This is a genomic window from Mesorhizobium sp. UC74_2 (genome assembly GCF_042701485.1).
GTDB lineage: Bacteria > Pseudomonadota > Alphaproteobacteria > Rhizobiales > Rhizobiaceae > Mesorhizobium.
On record NZ_CP170562.1, the window covers coordinates 4,460,010 to 4,473,989 of the forward strand.

Annotated in this window: 16 protein-coding genes; 4 read left to right on the forward strand and 12 right to left on the reverse strand. The window is 64.6% G+C overall.

From position 1 onward, the window contains the following. Positions 1-71: 71 nt before the first annotated feature. The gene (locus ACFJIU_RS21625; RefSeq protein ID WP_379063384.1) at positions 72-710 is read right to left on the reverse strand and encodes a hypothetical protein; all 639 of its coding nucleotides are present in this window, start codon (positions 708-710) and stop codon (positions 72-74) included. A 17-nt stretch (positions 711-727) separates the two neighbouring features. Here ACFJIU_RS21625 and ACFJIU_RS21630 point away from each other — a divergent pair, with 17 nt between their 5' ends. Then, entirely contained in the window at positions 728-1,150 is a 423-nt protein-coding gene (locus ACFJIU_RS21630) for a group III truncated hemoglobin (protein ID WP_379063386.1), read from the forward strand. 84 nt (positions 1,151-1,234) lie between these two features. Here ACFJIU_RS21630 and ACFJIU_RS21635 read toward each other — a convergent pair whose 3' ends face one another. Together ACFJIU_RS21635 and ACFJIU_RS21640 are read right to left on the reverse strand one after the other, a co-directional pair. Continuing rightward, positions 1,235-1,654: a hypothetical protein gene (locus ACFJIU_RS21635; protein WP_379063388.1), complete on the reverse strand. Its 420-nt coding sequence runs from the start codon at positions 1,652-1,654 to the stop codon at positions 1,235-1,237. A gap of 110 nt (positions 1,655-1,764) precedes the next feature. After that, a complete protein-coding gene (locus ACFJIU_RS21640; protein ID WP_379063390.1) occupies positions 1,765-2,691 on the reverse strand; it encodes a hypothetical protein in 927 nt (308 codons plus the stop codon). 163 nt (positions 2,692-2,854) lie between these two features. Here ACFJIU_RS21640 and ACFJIU_RS21645 point away from each other — a divergent pair, with 163 nt between their 5' ends. After that, the gene (locus tag ACFJIU_RS21645) at positions 2,855-3,214 is read left to right on the forward strand and encodes a hypothetical protein (RefSeq protein WP_379063392.1); all 360 of its coding nucleotides are present in this window, start codon (positions 2,855-2,857) and stop codon (positions 3,212-3,214) included. Between the two features lie 161 nt (positions 3,215-3,375). Here the strand turns inward: ACFJIU_RS21645 and ACFJIU_RS21650 are convergent, their stop codons facing one another. Further along, positions 3,376-3,792 (reverse strand): nuclear transport factor 2 family protein, encoded by a 417-nt coding sequence (locus ACFJIU_RS21650; protein ID WP_379063394.1) that lies wholly within the window; start codon positions 3,790-3,792, stop codon positions 3,376-3,378. 158 nt (positions 3,793-3,950) lie between these two features. On the opposite strand from ACFJIU_RS21650, the gene ACFJIU_RS21655 reads away from it, so the two are divergent. After that, complete coding sequence (locus ACFJIU_RS21655) at positions 3,951-4,967, forward strand: alpha/beta hydrolase family protein (protein ID WP_379063396.1); 1,017 nt, start codon at positions 3,951-3,953, stop codon at positions 4,965-4,967. Positions 4,968-5,087: 120 nt separating this feature from the next. On the opposite strand, the gene ACFJIU_RS21660 is transcribed toward ACFJIU_RS21655, so the two are convergent. Beyond that, complete coding sequence (locus tag ACFJIU_RS21660) at positions 5,088-6,116, reverse strand: helix-turn-helix domain-containing protein (RefSeq protein WP_379063398.1); 1,029 nt, start codon at positions 6,114-6,116, stop codon at positions 5,088-5,090. An 810-nt stretch (positions 6,117-6,926) separates the two neighbouring features. Here ACFJIU_RS21660 and ACFJIU_RS21665 point away from each other — a divergent pair. Then, positions 6,927-7,145 (forward strand): hypothetical protein, encoded by a 219-nt coding sequence (locus ACFJIU_RS21665; protein WP_379063400.1) that lies wholly within the window; start codon positions 6,927-6,929, stop codon positions 7,143-7,145. Between the two features lie 26 nt (positions 7,146-7,171). Here ACFJIU_RS21665 and ACFJIU_RS21670 read toward each other — a convergent pair whose 3' ends face one another. The 7 genes from ACFJIU_RS21670 to ACFJIU_RS21700 form a co-directional block, all read right to left on the reverse strand. Then, positions 7,172-8,311, reverse strand: coding sequence for an FAD-dependent oxidoreductase (locus tag ACFJIU_RS21670; RefSeq protein WP_379063402.1), 1,140 nt, complete (start codon positions 8,309-8,311; stop codon positions 7,172-7,174). Positions 8,312-8,345: 34 nt separating this feature from the next. Beyond that, positions 8,346-9,059 carry an ABC transporter ATP-binding protein gene (locus ACFJIU_RS21675; RefSeq protein WP_379063404.1) on the reverse strand — a complete coding sequence of 238 codons (714 nt, stop codon included), beginning with the start codon at positions 9,057-9,059 and terminating at the stop codon, positions 8,346-8,348. Next, a complete protein-coding gene (locus ACFJIU_RS21680) occupies positions 9,056-9,775 on the reverse strand; it encodes an ABC transporter ATP-binding protein (RefSeq protein ID WP_379063406.1) in 720 nt (239 codons plus the stop codon). The genes ACFJIU_RS21675 and ACFJIU_RS21680 overlap by 4 nt, the downstream gene beginning before the upstream one ends. Continuing rightward, on the reverse strand, positions 9,772-10,680 hold the full coding sequence (locus ACFJIU_RS21685; RefSeq protein ID WP_379063408.1) for a branched-chain amino acid ABC transporter permease: 909 nt from the start codon (positions 10,678-10,680) through the stop codon (positions 9,772-9,774). The genes ACFJIU_RS21680 and ACFJIU_RS21685 overlap by 4 nt, the downstream gene beginning before the upstream one ends. Further along, positions 10,677-11,555, reverse strand: a complete 879-nt coding sequence (locus tag ACFJIU_RS21690; protein WP_379063410.1) for a branched-chain amino acid ABC transporter permease — start codon at positions 11,553-11,555, stop codon at positions 10,677-10,679. Before ACFJIU_RS21690 ends, ACFJIU_RS21685 begins: the two co-directional genes overlap by 4 nt. A gap of 6 nt (positions 11,556-11,561) precedes the next feature. Beyond that, a complete protein-coding gene (locus ACFJIU_RS21695) occupies positions 11,562-12,752 on the reverse strand; it encodes an amino acid ABC transporter substrate-binding protein (protein ID WP_379063412.1) in 1,191 nt (396 codons plus the stop codon). A gap of 587 nt (positions 12,753-13,339) precedes the next feature. After that, a complete protein-coding gene (locus ACFJIU_RS21700) occupies positions 13,340-13,933 on the reverse strand; it encodes a TetR/AcrR family transcriptional regulator (protein ID WP_379063414.1) in 594 nt (197 codons plus the stop codon). Between the last annotated feature and the right edge of the window lie 47 nt (positions 13,934-13,980).

The following is a 13,980-nucleotide window of genomic DNA, read 5'->3' on the forward strand; positions in this document are numbered from 1 at the left end:
GCTTTACTTTTCATTCAGCACGATACACTGTCTATCATAAGAAATAATTTCGATCTTTTCATGCCGGATACTCAGCCGGCAGATCGACGACCAGGAAGCGTCTGGCGCAGTATCGGATCGAGGATTTCCACCAGTTCGCGCGGCAATGCATCCGAGGAAGCGTGCTTCATCTCCCGTATCTCGGTGCCGCCATCGAAAAACCTGTAGAATTCAAAGCTGTCTGCAAACACCTCGATCGCGATGGGATCCGGCTCGATGTCCCAGGAGAAGTTCACGGTCGGCCAATAGCCCGGCCCGACCTCCGTGGGCGGCGGATAACGACCCTCGCCGAACTCGACCAGCAGCATCGCATTGGCCACGGCGCCGGCGTCGGCGACGCCATCCGACAACAACTGCGAGATGGTTGATCCGATCCGCTGCCAGCCCTTGTCCAAGTCGGTGTCTCTGCTGTGGTTCGCGCTCGGTGCCCTGCCGGGTGCAAGGTCAACCCTGTTGCCGATGGCGCATCCCGGCTCCGTTACTTGCCCGCTGCAGCGGAATGGCGAAAGGGTCAGCCTTCCAGCGCCGCCAGGCAGAGTGCACCGTCGATCCGCCGACTGTTGACGGCCGATGCGGGCCGGAAAGCCTCCTGAACGTCCGGTGAGGCATATGCTGTCGAGCATGGTTCTGCCGGCTGTGACAATATGCAAAATGCAGGCGAACACCACCAAGCGCTAGACTGCCGGACATGAGCAGCGAAAATCCCCTCACCGACCCCGCTCATCCTGACATAGACGAGGCGCTGATCGCCCGTCTTGTGCGCACGTTCTACGAGCGTGCCCGCGCGGATGACCTGATCGGCCCGATCTTCGCCGCAGCCGTGCATGACTGGGACGAGCACATCGCCAACATCACCGCCTTCTGGTCATCGGTGATCTTGCGCAGCGGTCGCTACAATGGCCGCCCGATGCGGCCGCACCTGACCCTGCCGCTCGAAAACGAACATTTCGACCGCTGGCTGGCACTCTTTGAGGCGACCGCGAAAGAGCTCTGCTCACCCGGGGCCGCGAACGCCTTCATCGTCCGGGCGCGCCGGATCGCCGACAGTTTCGAAATGGCGATCGGTACCCAGCGCGGGGAAATCCGCCGCCCGCGCCACTCGCGGATGTAGCCGGCGCGGCATTCGCCCGGCTGACAGCTTGCCGACAAGTTCCGGCGGTTGCGCGTCGTCGTGCAGTTGCCTCGCTGCTGCAGCCTAGCCCGTCCATAGCGTCGAACGGAGCAGTGCCTGCGTGTGCTGCGGCAGGTCGAGTTCGCCCCGAGCCTCGATCTCCAGAAGGTAGGCGGCCTTGGCCAGGCGGTCGCCCTCGCTGATCGCAGGATAGGCGCAGACGGCCACCAGCGCCTTTTCTTCAATCCGACAGGCATTGTCGAAGAGGCTGCCGCGGCTGCCGATTTCGTCGACGGTTCTGCGCAGTGCCGCGTATGCCGCCCCGTGCGCCTTGATCAGCGCAGCCAGTTCAGCGCTTGGTTCCTGATGTGGAGCATCACGGGCGATCGCTTCAACGGTCGTCGCTATAACGACGCCACCTGACTGAAGCAGCAATGTGCGGCGGTTGATCCTGGACGTGGTGAAACCCTCCTCTGACGGCAGGTGCTTGACGAATTGATGCACCTTAACACGAGGACTTGCGCATTCCTGTCAGGAGCCTGGCCTGTCACGAGCCTGGCCTGTCGCGGGCATTGGCCCATCGGGAGCGGTCGACACGCTCGATCAAGGCAGCATCAAGGCTTCAGCGTCACATGGAAATGTCCGTCGCGGATCGTCGCCTTGCCGTTCAGCGATTCCATGTCGGCGGAGAACGTGCCTTCGATGGCGTTGCCATCGACCCTGGTGATCCTGAGCAGCGCAGGCTGTTTCGACGCGCGGTCGATCAGGAATTCATGGCTGTCGCGGCTGAGTTCGATGCAAGGGCCATTGGCGTTGCAGTCGCGCGCCAACGTCTGTTCCTGCAGCGAGGTCGCGTCGAACTGCAGCTTCAGCGTGGTGAGGTCGATGTCGTCGCCTTGTACCGAGGGCGTGGTCTGGACCAGCAGGACGTTGCCCAGGGCAACGGCGATCATGCCGGTTCCGGACGACGACCAGTCCTTGTCGCCGATCCTGGCGCTGATCCTGTCACCGGGTTGCGCGGTGGACTCGATCTTCTGTTCGGCGGTCTTCGGCGCCTGTGGCTTCGCCGGCGGCGTCTGCTCGGCCTGTCTCGGCGGCTCGGCTTGCTTCGGCTGTTCAGCTTGCTGGCCTGGATTGGCGCCCGGAGGCGTCAGCTCGAAATTGAACACCTGCCATTGGCCGGCCTCGTTCTTGACCAGATTGACGGTGGCCGGCAGCGTGACGTCGCCTTCCAGCGTCACGGTTCCGACGACCTTGCCGCGGCCGCTCTGCATCTCGCGTGTCGGCCACGACGCGCTCTTGAACCTGGCAAGGCCGAGACGATCGGCGATGGCCTCGAACTCCTGCTCCGAAACGGCTTGCCGAAAGCCACCCGCCGCCTTCCTGTAACCGGCCGCGGCACCGGAACTGGCGGTGGTGGCGAAGAAGTCGGTCGCGGCGTCGCTGATGCCGCTGGTGAAATAGAACACCGTGCCGACAATGACGGTGGCCACCACGGCGACAGCGGCAAGTCCGATCAGGAGCTTTTTGTAGAAGGGCATTCGGATCACTCTCCGAGAATCAAACCGCCCGCGCGGACCATACCGGCAGGGGTATGGCGGAGCAACCAAGGATGGCCGATGCTCGATATCCGGCCCCGGCTCCCAACTGATCACTTCCGCACCAGACGGGCTTGGATTAAAGCTATCACCAGGGGGACTTCAGATGATCCGTTTCGCGACTTTCATCGGCATTGTCCTGTGCGTTGCCGGATGCACTTCGACACAGCCGCGCACGACGCCGGAGAAATGGCAGGGGCTGCAGACCAAGCTGCGTACCGACCCCGCATTCAGAAAAGCTGCGATCGAGGACTGCGCGGGCAATGTCGACCGCAACACGCCGCAACAGGACAAGCATCGCATCGCTGCCCTCAACCACATTCCCTTGAACAGCTTTTCGAAAACACTGTGCACACGCATCTGGAACGGCGTCGCCGAGAACCGCATCAAATACGACGTCTATCTCAAACTGCGCGGTGACCGTTCCACCTGGAGCTATCACAAGGCTCTGCAATCGATGAAGTAGCCGAACCATGACATTCACGCTCGCACAGTCGCGAGCGGGTCGACGACGAGCTCCGGTTCAAAGTGAATCCAGCGAAGCCGCCATCGCCAGGCTGTATCAGGCGCAAGGACACCAGACTATCATCGCGTGGCAGCTTCGCATCCAGTGCACCGCCCGCCTGATCAGATGACCGCGATGATCGCCGCGGTATCGAAATAGAACGGCGTGCCGTCGAGAAGCAGCCCGTTCCTGAAATGCAGGACCTCGGCGAAGGGCTGCTCAATGACGGCGCCGGTGGCGCGCGAGGTAAGCCGCAGCGTGCAGGACATGAAGACGGTGTCCTCGACGCGGGCCGCCGTCATGTCCGCGACCGCCATGTCGCTCCAGACCTCGCCCATGCGGCCGAGCAGGCCGGCAATGCCTTCCAGCCCCCTCCAGTCGCCGGCATAAGGCAGGGAGGCGGGTTCGTGGACGACCACATCCGGGTGGAAAGCCCTGCGCCGGCTTGAAACATCCTTCTCGTCCGAATTCACAAACCCCAGTTCGACTTCGAACATGCGCTCGAGAAGCGGCATGGCATCGGTACAATCACAACTCATCTTCAGGCAGGCTCCATCATCGGTTTTGCGCGCGATGTGTGCCGGCCGGAGCCGATCGCCGCCACCCGTTTCCCGCCGACGACCTTGATCGCGATCGAGGTCGCTGCCATGCACCGCGTCGCCGCAAAACCCCTCCGTTCATTCACGGAGACTTCCCCATGCATTGCCTCAAGATCGCGTTCCTCATCTGCCTGACAGCCTTTCCGGCCCAGGCTTCCGTCGGCTTCCGGCATTTCGAATTGCCGCAGGCCAATCACCGCACGCTCGACGTCGCCGTCTGGTATCCGTCCGATACGACCGGCACGCCAGTCGTCCAAGGCGAGGATGACAGTTTCATCCTGCAGCCCGCGCTGCTCGACGCTGCCGTCGCACCGGGACGCCACCCGCTGGTCGTGCTTTCGCACGGCTATGGCGGCAACTGGACGAACCAGGACTGGCTGGCGGCCGACCTGGTGCGCCAGGGTTATGTCGTGGCCGCAGCCAGCCATCCCGGCACGACATCGTCGAACATGGACCCGGCCATCGGCGGACGCCTGTGGGAGCGCCCACGCGATGTCTCCGCGCTTATCGACAGGCTGACCACCGATCCGACCTGGGCCGGTGCCATCGATGCCGGCCGCATCGCCGCCATCGGTCATTCGCTCGGCGGCTGGACCGTCACCGAGCTGGCGGGCGGCCGGTTCGATCCGGATGCCTTCGAAAAGGATTGCCGCGAACAGGCCGAACTCGCCTCCTGCAGGGGTTATGTCGCGCTCGGCGTCGGCAGAGACGCGGCGTCACGCCAAGCGTTGCGGCAGTCGCTGCGGGATCCACGCATCAAGGCCGCTGTCACGCTCGATGCCGCTGCGACACGCGGCTTCGATCCGGCGAGCCTGGCCGGCATCAAGATTCCGATGCTGGTGATCGCGGCAGGAACGCCGGTCCGCGACCTGCCGGCGGCGCTGGAATCGCGCCGCATGGCAGGCTTCCTGCCGGCGGCGACCACCCGCTATGTCGAGATCGCGGATGCCGTGCACTACAGCTTCCTGCCGGTCTGCGTCGCAGGCGCCGCCAAACATCTGAGCGGCTCCAACGCAACGATCTGCGACGACAATGGCGACCGCGAAAGCATCCATCGGCAGACCAGTACGAAAATCGAGCACCTTCTCGCCAGGGTGTTTCAGGCGAAGGACTGATCTCATATCGGAGGTCCTGGATGCTGACACATCCAGGACGCCTCAATCGCCGGCGCGGCCCATCCGGGCCGCTAGGCTTTCGCGCCAACGGGCGCGGCGCGCGGTCGCGCGCTCCAACGGTCATTCAACATGACCGTTGGTATGACCCTGCCTCACCGAGCGGCGATAGTCGCTCGGGTTCTGGCCGGTCACCCGCAGGAACTCGCGGTTGAAGTTGGATTTGGTCTGGAAGCCGGCCTCGAACATGATCTCGGTCACCGGCGCGGCGGTCCCGGCAAGCAGCCGCCGCGCCTCCTCGACACGGTATTCGTTGACGACCTGCGAGACGTTGCGGCCATGCACCCTGTTCACCGCAGCCGAGATGTGGCGCGCCGGAATGCCGGCCCGGCGCGACAGCCGGTCGAGTGTCAGATTGGGGTCGCGGTAGAGCTTGCGCTCCTGCATCAGCCTGTCGACAGCGGCCAGCACCTGCGCATCGTCTTCCGGCGCGCCGTCGGCAAGTCGCTTGGGCAGGTCGGTGTCGCCGGGCTCCGGCTCCGCGGGCACGCGGCTGCGGCCGGCGACAGCCGCCGCATAACCGATGATGACGAGCACGACGACATTGGCAAAGCCGACGATCCGCGCCGCGCCCGTATCGCCGGCAATGTCGAGCGCGATGGCGGCCTCGACCAGCGCGCCGAAAATGAACAGGACACCGACCGTCGCCATGGCGCGGCTGGCCGCCGCCGCATCGCCGAAGCGGGCGACACGCAAGCCGTCCGGCCCCTGCCGCGCTACCCACAGCAGCGCGATGCCATAACCGGAGAACAGGGCGATCAACGCCACATCGATCGGGTCAGACCAGAGGGCGACCATCGCCGCGATAGCCGCCACCGGGACGGCATGCGGCCAGCGCAGAGCATCGGGCCGGCGCAAATCCGCGAAACCCAGCCAGGCAAGCGGCGGCAAGGCGGCGGCCAGCACAGGCTGAACCAGATGCGCCGCCGGCCAGTCGTAATTCCAGCGCAGGCCGAGCACGACCGCCTGCGCCGCGCACAGCATGACAAACAGCGTCAGCGGCCCGCGCGCCAGTCCACCCTGGCCGGCCATGCGCGCGAGCAGCACGACCAGCAGCAAAGCGGTTACAAAGGGCAATGGAATTGCCGGCATCACTCGATCCGAAGGCATGCAAGGCGGCGGCGCATATCTTGAAGCCCTGCAGCGGAGCTACAGGGTTGAGACCTTATTCCAAAACAATCTTCCGCTGCCACAGGTGAAGGATTTTCTTCCCGACCATACCGCCGAATATTCGATCGTCGACCCGGTCGCATGCGATGATGCCGAGAGCCGACCACCCATTCAATGAAAACCGTTACCGGAAGGTTTGGCAATTGATGTCATTTACCGGGAGCCCCTCGAGCGTGGTGCACCTCTTGCCGCACTCGTCATGAAGACGACGAAAGACGCCAGCCACACCACTACAAAAACATACCCAGTCGCCGTCGCACCGAGACACTCGCTCTCGTTGATGGCGCATGAGCGGGACACTCCGTCCCACATCACAAACCCGCAAACTCCAAGACTACTTCCAACGAGAAGCCAGGCGAACCGCCGCCCCGCTCGTCCAAACCTTCTGCATATCAATGCAAGAGCAACGGCAAAAATCGGAGCGAGGAATGTGAGGAGTATGAAAAGCATCAGTCGAAGCCGTTTCCATCGCAATGCCACGGATATCTTATAGAATGCCTAGCACCTCGGAAGCGTTTCGAACAGGCAGCCGCTTTCGAAGCATTCAACCGACGAAATGCGTAAGGGGACTGGCCGGCACGACAGGTTTGTGCGTTGCCAGATGCACCACCATGCAGCCTGGCAAAACGCCGGAGAAATGGCTGTGGCACTGTACAGATCCGGTGTCAGTTAACCTGGAAAACATCCGCACGATGCTAGCCTCCCGTGTCACGGAAAGCCGGGGACACATTTATGGCGCATGACAATCCAGCACCGGCACCTGACAAGCCAGGTATCCGGGAATTCGACGCCGAAACCTGGGTTGGGGAACCGGATACCCGGACATACCAAGAATTCCAGGACGCACGCGGCAAGGTTGTGCTTGCCATAATACTGGCGGTTGGAGGTACAGTTGCCTTTTTGGTTGTCGTGGCGTTGATCGCGCGGTTGACCTTGCTTGTGTTGCTGTAAGCGGCTGCCCTGATCTTTGTTCCTGCCTACACTGCCGTCCCTGTCGGCTCACTTCTCGCCGCACGCAGCAATTCCGAGCGCACCCAGGGGTCGGCCATGGCGCTGGGAACGGCGCGGGCGCGGACCTGGTCGGGCAGCGTCGAGACCTCGCCATAGAGGCACGACCAGCGCTGGCAGTGCTCGGCGAGCGGACGCTCGTTCTGCTCCCACGCGGCCAGTCGGGCGGGGATGTCGCGGGGATCGGCGAGGTCTTCCAGATGGGCGGCGAGCGCCAGCGCGCTCTGCATGGCCATGCCGCCGCCCTGGCCGAGGTTCGGCGGCTGGGCATGTGCTGCGTCACCGAGGATCGCGGCGCGGCCGGCCGACCATGATTTCACGGTGACGATGCTGTAGGGGCTCCAGGCCAGCACGTCGCCGATACGGTCGATGAGGTGCGCCCAGGCGGGGAAGGAAGCGCGCCAGGTCGCCTTGTCGAGCGGACAGGCCCTGCCCTTCGCGTCCGTGTCCTGGCAGGTCAGTGCCAGATAGATCTGCCCTCCAGCCAGCGGGGTGATGAGGAAACGCCGCATGCCGGACCAGCATTCGATGTATTTGTCTTCCCCGCCCGCCCCGAGATCTTCGATGCCGCCTTCGATGATGGTGCGGATGGCGCCCTCCGTCGTCTGCCGGTGGCTGAGCTCCAGCCCCAGTGACCTGCGGACAGGCGACCACACGCCGTCGGCACCTATGACCAGATCGCCGCGCGCGGAGTGGTTGCCGGCAAAATGCAGTTCACCCTGCGCGCCGGCGCCGATCACCTCCTGGCCGGTGCGGATCGTCACCCCGGCCCTTTCAGCGGCGCCCTTGAGGGCTTCGAGCAGGTCGCGCCGGTGCAAGGTGACCAGCCGCACCTGCGGCGGCAGGCCGCCATCGTCGAGGATGGCGTTGTCATGGCCGCGCTGTTCCATGGCGTAGCCGCGATAGGCGTTCGCCGACAGGCTGCCCAGGCCGAGCGCCTCGAGGATGCGCAGGCCGTTCTCCCAGATGTAGATGCCGGCGCCTGAGGCCCTGAGCTCGGCCTGCCGTTCGAAGACGGTGACCTTCCAGCCGCGCTGCGCCAGCGCCGTTGCCGCCGTCAGCCCCGCGAAGCCTGCGCCGGCGATGAGCGCCGTTGGTTTGTCCGTCATCTCTTCCTCCTCCCGCCGCACGCCTGCGGCCGCGTCACATGCCGAAATAGCGGCGCCTCACTTCCGGATCGTCGACCAGCTGGTGCGCCGGCCCCGACAGCGTCACGACGCCGTTTTCGATGATGTAGCCATGGTCGGCGGCCTCCAGCGCCAGCTTCGAATTCTGCTCCGACAGCAGAAGCGTGTAGCCGTCGGCGCGCAGTTGGCCGATGATCTCGAACACCTTCTTGACCATGATCGGCGCCAGCCCCAGCGTCGGCTCGTCGAGCAGGATCAGCCGCGGCTTCGCCATCAGGCTGCGGCCGATCGCCAGCATCTGCTGTTCGCCGCCGGACATCGAGCCAGCCAGTTGCCGGCGCCGCTCCTTCAGTCGCGGGAACTGGCGGTAGATCTCCTCCAGCCGCTGCAGTGCGCCGCCATGGGCGCGCGGCACGACGGCGCCGAGCCTGAGGTTCTGCTCCACCGTCAGCGCGGCGAACACCATGCGGCCTTCCGGCACCAGCGCGATGCCGCCGTCGACGCGGCTGTGCGAGGAGCTCCTGGAAATGTCGGCGCCGTCATAGGCGATCCTGCCGCTGCTGGCGTGGATCAGGCCGAGGATCGTCTTCATCAGCGTCGTCTTGCCGGCGCCGTTCGGGCCGACCAGCGCGGTGATCGAGCCCGGCTCGACGCCGAGGTCGATGTCGCGCAGGATCACCACCGGCCCATAACCGGCGGACAGGCCCTTGATGTCGAGCAGCGCCGTCATCCGAAATACACCTTCAGGACGTTCTCGTCGGCGACGACCTGACCGGGCGTGCCCATGGCGATGGGCACGCCGTGGTCCAGCACCAGGATGCGGTCGGACAGCTTCATCAGCGCGCCCATGACATGCTCGATGATGAGGATGGTGAGGCCGCGCTCCCGCCGCAGCCGGAACAGCGTCTCGGTCATCTCGGCAACCTCCGTCGCGGTCAGGCCGGCCATGACCTCGTCGAGCAGCACCAGCCTGGCGCCGGTCGCCAGCGCACGTGCGATCTCCAGCCGCTTCTGGTTCGACAAGGTGAGGCTTGCCGCGAGCCGGTCGGCAAGAGGAGCAAGGCCGACATCCTCCAGCGCCTGGCGCCCGGCCAGCGTCGCATCGGCCAGCCGGTGCGTGCGGGCCGATCCGTACATGGCCGAGACGATGACGTTGTCGAGCACGGTGAGATTGCCGAGGGGGCGCACGATCTGGAACGTGCGGCCGAGGCCCAGGCGGCAGATCTGGTCGGGGCGCCGCCCGGCCAATGGTTTGCCGGCGAAGCTGATGCCGCCGCCATTCGGCCTGATCTGACCGGCGATGACGCCGAACAGCGTGGTCTTGCCGGCGCCGTTGGCGCCCATCAGGCCGAAGATGGTGCCTTCGTCCACCGTGAAGGACACATCCTGCAGCGCCTTCAGGCCGCCGAACTGCTTGCAGACGTTCTGGACATCGAGAATGGTCATGAGCGTTTCAGCCCCCTGCTCACCAGACCGGCCAGTCCTTGCGGAACGAACAGGATGAAGACGATGAGCAAGGCACCCAGGATCATCATGTAGGCCTGCGGGAAACGCGCCCACAAAAGCTCCGACAGGACGACCAGGAACAGCGTGCCGAGCAGCGGCCCCGACACCCGGCCGAGCCCGCCGACGATGGCCGTGGTGACGATGGTGAAGGAGACCGCCGGATCGAAGGCCTGGTCGGCAGCGAAATAGCTGGTGCGCAGCACCAGCAGCCCGCCGACGATACCGGGAATGACCGCCGAGGCAACGAAGGCGAACAGCTTAAGCCGGGTCACCGGCACGCCGATGGCTTCCGCGGCGACCTCGTTCTCGCGGATGGCGGCGAGGCCGCGGCCGAAGCGCGACTGCGCGGTCCAGGCGGTGAGCGCGGTGGCGATGACGGCCAGCGCCAGCATGGCGTAGTAAAGCGCCTCCAGCGACGGCGCGTCGAAGATCATGCGGCTGAACTGGCCGAGACGGGTTTCGAGCAGCATGACGAGGTTCTTGACCAGCTCGGCGAAACCGAAGGTCAGGATGACGAAATACGGCCCCTTGACGCGCAGCACCGGCAGCCCGACCACCAGCGCCAGCAGGCCGGCAACGGCGCCCGACAAAAGCAGCGCATAAGGCACCGGCATCCAGTCCAGGCTGATCACCAGAACATAGGCACCGATGCCGTAGAAGACGGCGTGGCCGAGCGAGATGTAGCCCGTCGTCGCCGACAGCAGCGACCAGCTCTGGATCAGCGCGACCCACATGGCGACGATGAAGGCGACGCCCAGCCAGTATTCGGAGCCGAGCTGCGGCACCAGCGCCATGAGGCCGGCGACGATCGCGAAAGCGGCGATCAGGAAAGGCTTGCCGGTCATCGCGCCTGCACCGCCTTGCCGAACAGGCCCTGCGGACGCAGCAAGAGCACGCCGACAAAGATGCCGTAGATGAGGATCGACCGGTAGGTGGCCGAGGTGAGCGCGACGCCGAAGGTCTCGATGAAGCCGAGCACGAAGCCGGCGGCGATGCCGGCCGCGATGTTGCCAAGCCCGCCCATGATGACGACGACGAAGGCGGCGATGGTGAAGGGAAAGCCCATGAAGGGCGTGATCTGCTGCGTCATGGAGACCAGCACGCCTGCGACGCCGGCAATGGCGAAACCGGCGCAGATCGAGATCATCTGCACGCGCTCGACATTGACGCCGACGACGGCTGCCGCATCCTTGCGCTCGATGACCGCAAGCAGGCTCCAGCCGGCGACATGGAAGCGCAGGAAGGCGAGCGCGCCAAGCGTGATCAAGGCGGCAACGCCGAGCAGCAAGAGCATGCTGCCGGTGGCAGAAACACCGGCGAAGCTATGGACGCCGTCCAGGAACTGGTAGCCGCGCGAGGTCGCGCTGAAGGCCAGCGAGGCGCCGTTCTGCAGGATCACCGACAGGCCATAGAAGATGATGAGAGAATTGGCTTCAAGCCGCTGCGCCAGCGCCGGCGAACCGAGCTGCCGCTTCAGCAGCACGACATAGACCAGGAAGCCGAATGCCGCGCACAGCACCGTGGTGGTGACCAGCGACACGACCGGCGAGAGGCCGAGCAGCGTGAACGACCAGAACGCCGTATAGGCACCGATCATGACCAGATCGCCATGCGCGATGTTGAGCAGCCGCAGCGCGCCGTAGACGAGGTTCAGCCCCAGCGCGACGAGCGCATAGAGCGCGCCGGAGACGACCGCCGCGAACAGGAGTTGCTGGAACATCGGACCTTACCAGCCCGTCTTCGGCCTGAAGTCCTTTGTCTTGATCTGCTCGGGCCAGACCAGTTCGAGGCTACCGTCCTGGATCTGCAGGAAGGAGGTCGGCGTCATGGAGTTCTGGACGCCGTCGAACTTGACCGGCCCATTGATGGTGTCGAAGGTCGCCGATGCGATCGTCTCGCGCAGCTTCTCCCTGTCCAGGCCGGCCGTCGCCACCGCCTGCTCAAGGATCTCCATCGACATGAAGGAGAGCACGCTGTCGAGCGCGTCGGGCGCTTCCTTGTACTTGGCGAGATAGGCGTCGTAGAACGGTTTGGCCTTCGGCCATTTGCTCTGGTTCGGCGACCAGTGGCCGACCGTCACGATGTTGTTGGCGCCGGTGCCGAAGGCCTGCTGGTAGGCCTGGATCGTCGGGCCGATCAGCGACAGCACGAACGGCGCCTTGACGTTGAGCTGCCTGGCCTGGGTAGCGAACAGGAAGGTGTCCGACGGATAGCTCAGCACGATGAAGGCATCGGGACTGGACTGGTTGGCGCCGCTGATCAGCGTCGTCATGTCCTTGATGTCGGGCGGGAAGTCCTCGTTGGCAACCAGCTTGATGCCGTGCTTCTCCAGCGCCGGCAGTAGATAGGTCTTGATCTCCTGCGCCAGCGGCAGGACGTTGGCGAAGACGGCCGCCGTCTTGACGTTCTCCCTGGCCATGAAGGCGGCAAGCTCTTCGCCGACCTTGTCGGGGATGACGGCGGTGGGGAACCAGATGTAGCCGGGCTTGACCTCGCGCAGCTTCACGGAAGCGGCGGTGTTGCCGACCATCGGGAACTTGTGCCTGGCCAGCACCGGCGCGAGCGCCAGGTGGATCGGCGTGCTCCACGGCGCGGCCAAAAGGTCGACCTTGTCCTGCGTGATCAGCTTCTCGTAGATGCGCACGGCATTGGCCGGATTGGACTGGTCGTCATAGCTGACGAACTCGACCGGGCGGCGCTGGCCGCCGCCGATGTCGAGGCCGCCGGCGGCGTTGACCTGGTCCTTCCAGAGTTCATAGGCATTGACCTGCGACGGCGCGGCCTGGGCGAACAGCCCGGTCAGGCACATCGAATAACCGACGCGCAGCGGGGCATCTGCGGCCAGTGCCAGGCGCGTCGTCACCGGCGCCAGCGCGGCAGCGGCCAGGAACGTCCTGCGGCTTATCGTGAAAGTCATATGTCCTCCTCCGGCGCGTCTTGCTGCGCTGCCTTCCCATGCCCTCGACGGGGCTGTTCCCACATCATTGTCTGGTGCGTGTTCGCACTCTTGAACGAATGACGTTCTTTTATGAAGGATGATATGCCGGTGAGTGTCAATAGCGAATTACGTTCTTTTATCAGAGAGTGTTTCGCGACACCGGGGTAACCGGATGGGCGTGCCGGCGCGAGGCGATGAAGCGGGCGCAGATGCACAAGCCGGCGATGGGAATCAGTGCCGGCATGCGGCTGACCGGCTGTCCTGGACCGCTGCACCTTCGTCGGCGTTCCGGCATGGATCCCCGACACTCTCAGCTCCCTGCGGTCGCTTCGAGGCCGAGAATGACGGGCTTCCGTTGCCTCGCCAAACCCACGAGCGCCCATACCGCCAACGCGAGCGAGAAAGGCCGGCGTCGTCACCGACGTTGAAGATTGCCGGAACCCTCCTACCCTCGTCATCCTCGGCCTCGAAAGGAGCGAAGCGACTGGCGAGTGTCGGGGATCCATTCCGGAACGGCGACGATAGGCACAGCGGTGCAGAACAGCCCAGCTCCGACAGCCCGATATCTACCGGGAGCCGCCGATCAGCATACCCACCAGCGCATCCTCGACATCGGCCCGGTTGGCGGTGCTTTCATTGGCGGCGCGCTGCGATTTCACGCGCATGGCGACACCGTCGAAGGTGAGCATCAAAAGGTGGGCAAAGGCACGCAGGCGCGGGTCCTGCGGCGTGTAGCCGTCAAGCGCATCGCAGACGATCTGCACGATCTTGTTCTCGGCCCAATGCAGCAGGTCCGGCCTGTACTTGTCCTTGGGCATGACGATGGCCAGGCCTTCCATCAGGGCGGAGGTGTAGCCGGTCTTGTCGTCGGCGATGTCGTTGAGCAGGCCGCTGACGAGGCGCTGGATCTTGCGCTCCGGCGTCTTCAGCCGCGCCACCGCGCGCTCCAGCGCCAGCACCTGCGCTTCGAACCAGGGCGTGTAGATGGTGAAATAGATCTGCAGCTTGGATTCGAAATAGACATAGACGTTGGACGGCGCGATGCCGGCGCCCTTGGCGATCTTGGCCACCGTGGTGTCCATGTAGCTGGTCATGGCGATCTGCGACGCCGCCGACGTCAGGATCGCCTGCCGGACTGATTCATTCTTGACGCGGGCCAAGATCACCCCTCTCGCGCAAATCAGGAACCCTACGCTTAAGCGCGGAA

Bases quoted from the DNA above. Each gene is read 5' to 3' on its own strand.
- ACFJIU_RS21630 (WP_379063386.1), top strand. From the start codon at position 728: ATGAGCAGCGAAAATCCCCTCACCGACCCCGCTCATCCTGACATAGAC.
- ACFJIU_RS21640 (WP_379063390.1), bottom strand. From the start codon at position 2,691: ATGCCCTTCTACAAAAAGCTCCTGATCGGACTTGCCGCTGTCGCCGTG.
- ACFJIU_RS21645 (WP_379063392.1), top strand. From the start codon at position 2,855: ATGATCCGTTTCGCGACTTTCATCGGCATTGTCCTGTGCGTTGCCGGA.
- ACFJIU_RS21650 (WP_379063394.1), bottom strand. From the start codon at position 3,792: ATGAGTTGTGATTGTACCGATGCCATGCCGCTTCTCGAGCGCATGTTC.
- ACFJIU_RS21655 (WP_379063396.1), top strand. From the start codon at position 3,951: ATGCATTGCCTCAAGATCGCGTTCCTCATCTGCCTGACAGCCTTTCCG.
- ACFJIU_RS21660 (WP_379063398.1), bottom strand. From the start codon at position 6,116: ATGCCGGCAATTCCATTGCCCTTTGTAACCGCTTTGCTGCTGGTCGTG.
- ACFJIU_RS21665 (WP_379063400.1), top strand. From the start codon at position 6,927: ATGGCGCATGACAATCCAGCACCGGCACCTGACAAGCCAGGTATCCGG.
- ACFJIU_RS21670 (WP_379063402.1), bottom strand. From the start codon at position 8,311: ATGACGGACAAACCAACGGCGCTCATCGCCGGCGCAGGCTTCGCGGGG.
- ACFJIU_RS21675 (WP_379063404.1), bottom strand. From the start codon at position 9,059: ATGACGGCGCTGCTCGACATCAAGGGCCTGTCCGCCGGTTATGGGCCG.
- ACFJIU_RS21680 (WP_379063406.1), bottom strand. From the start codon at position 9,775: ATGACCATTCTCGATGTCCAGAACGTCTGCAAGCAGTTCGGCGGCCTG.
- ACFJIU_RS21685 (WP_379063408.1), bottom strand. From the start codon at position 10,680: ATGACCGGCAAGCCTTTCCTGATCGCCGCTTTCGCGATCGTCGCCGGC.
- ACFJIU_RS21690 (WP_379063410.1), bottom strand. From the start codon at position 11,555: ATGTTCCAGCAACTCCTGTTCGCGGCGGTCGTCTCCGGCGCGCTCTAT.
- ACFJIU_RS21695 (WP_379063412.1), bottom strand. From the start codon at position 12,752: ATGACTTTCACGATAAGCCGCAGGACGTTCCTGGCCGCTGCCGCGCTG.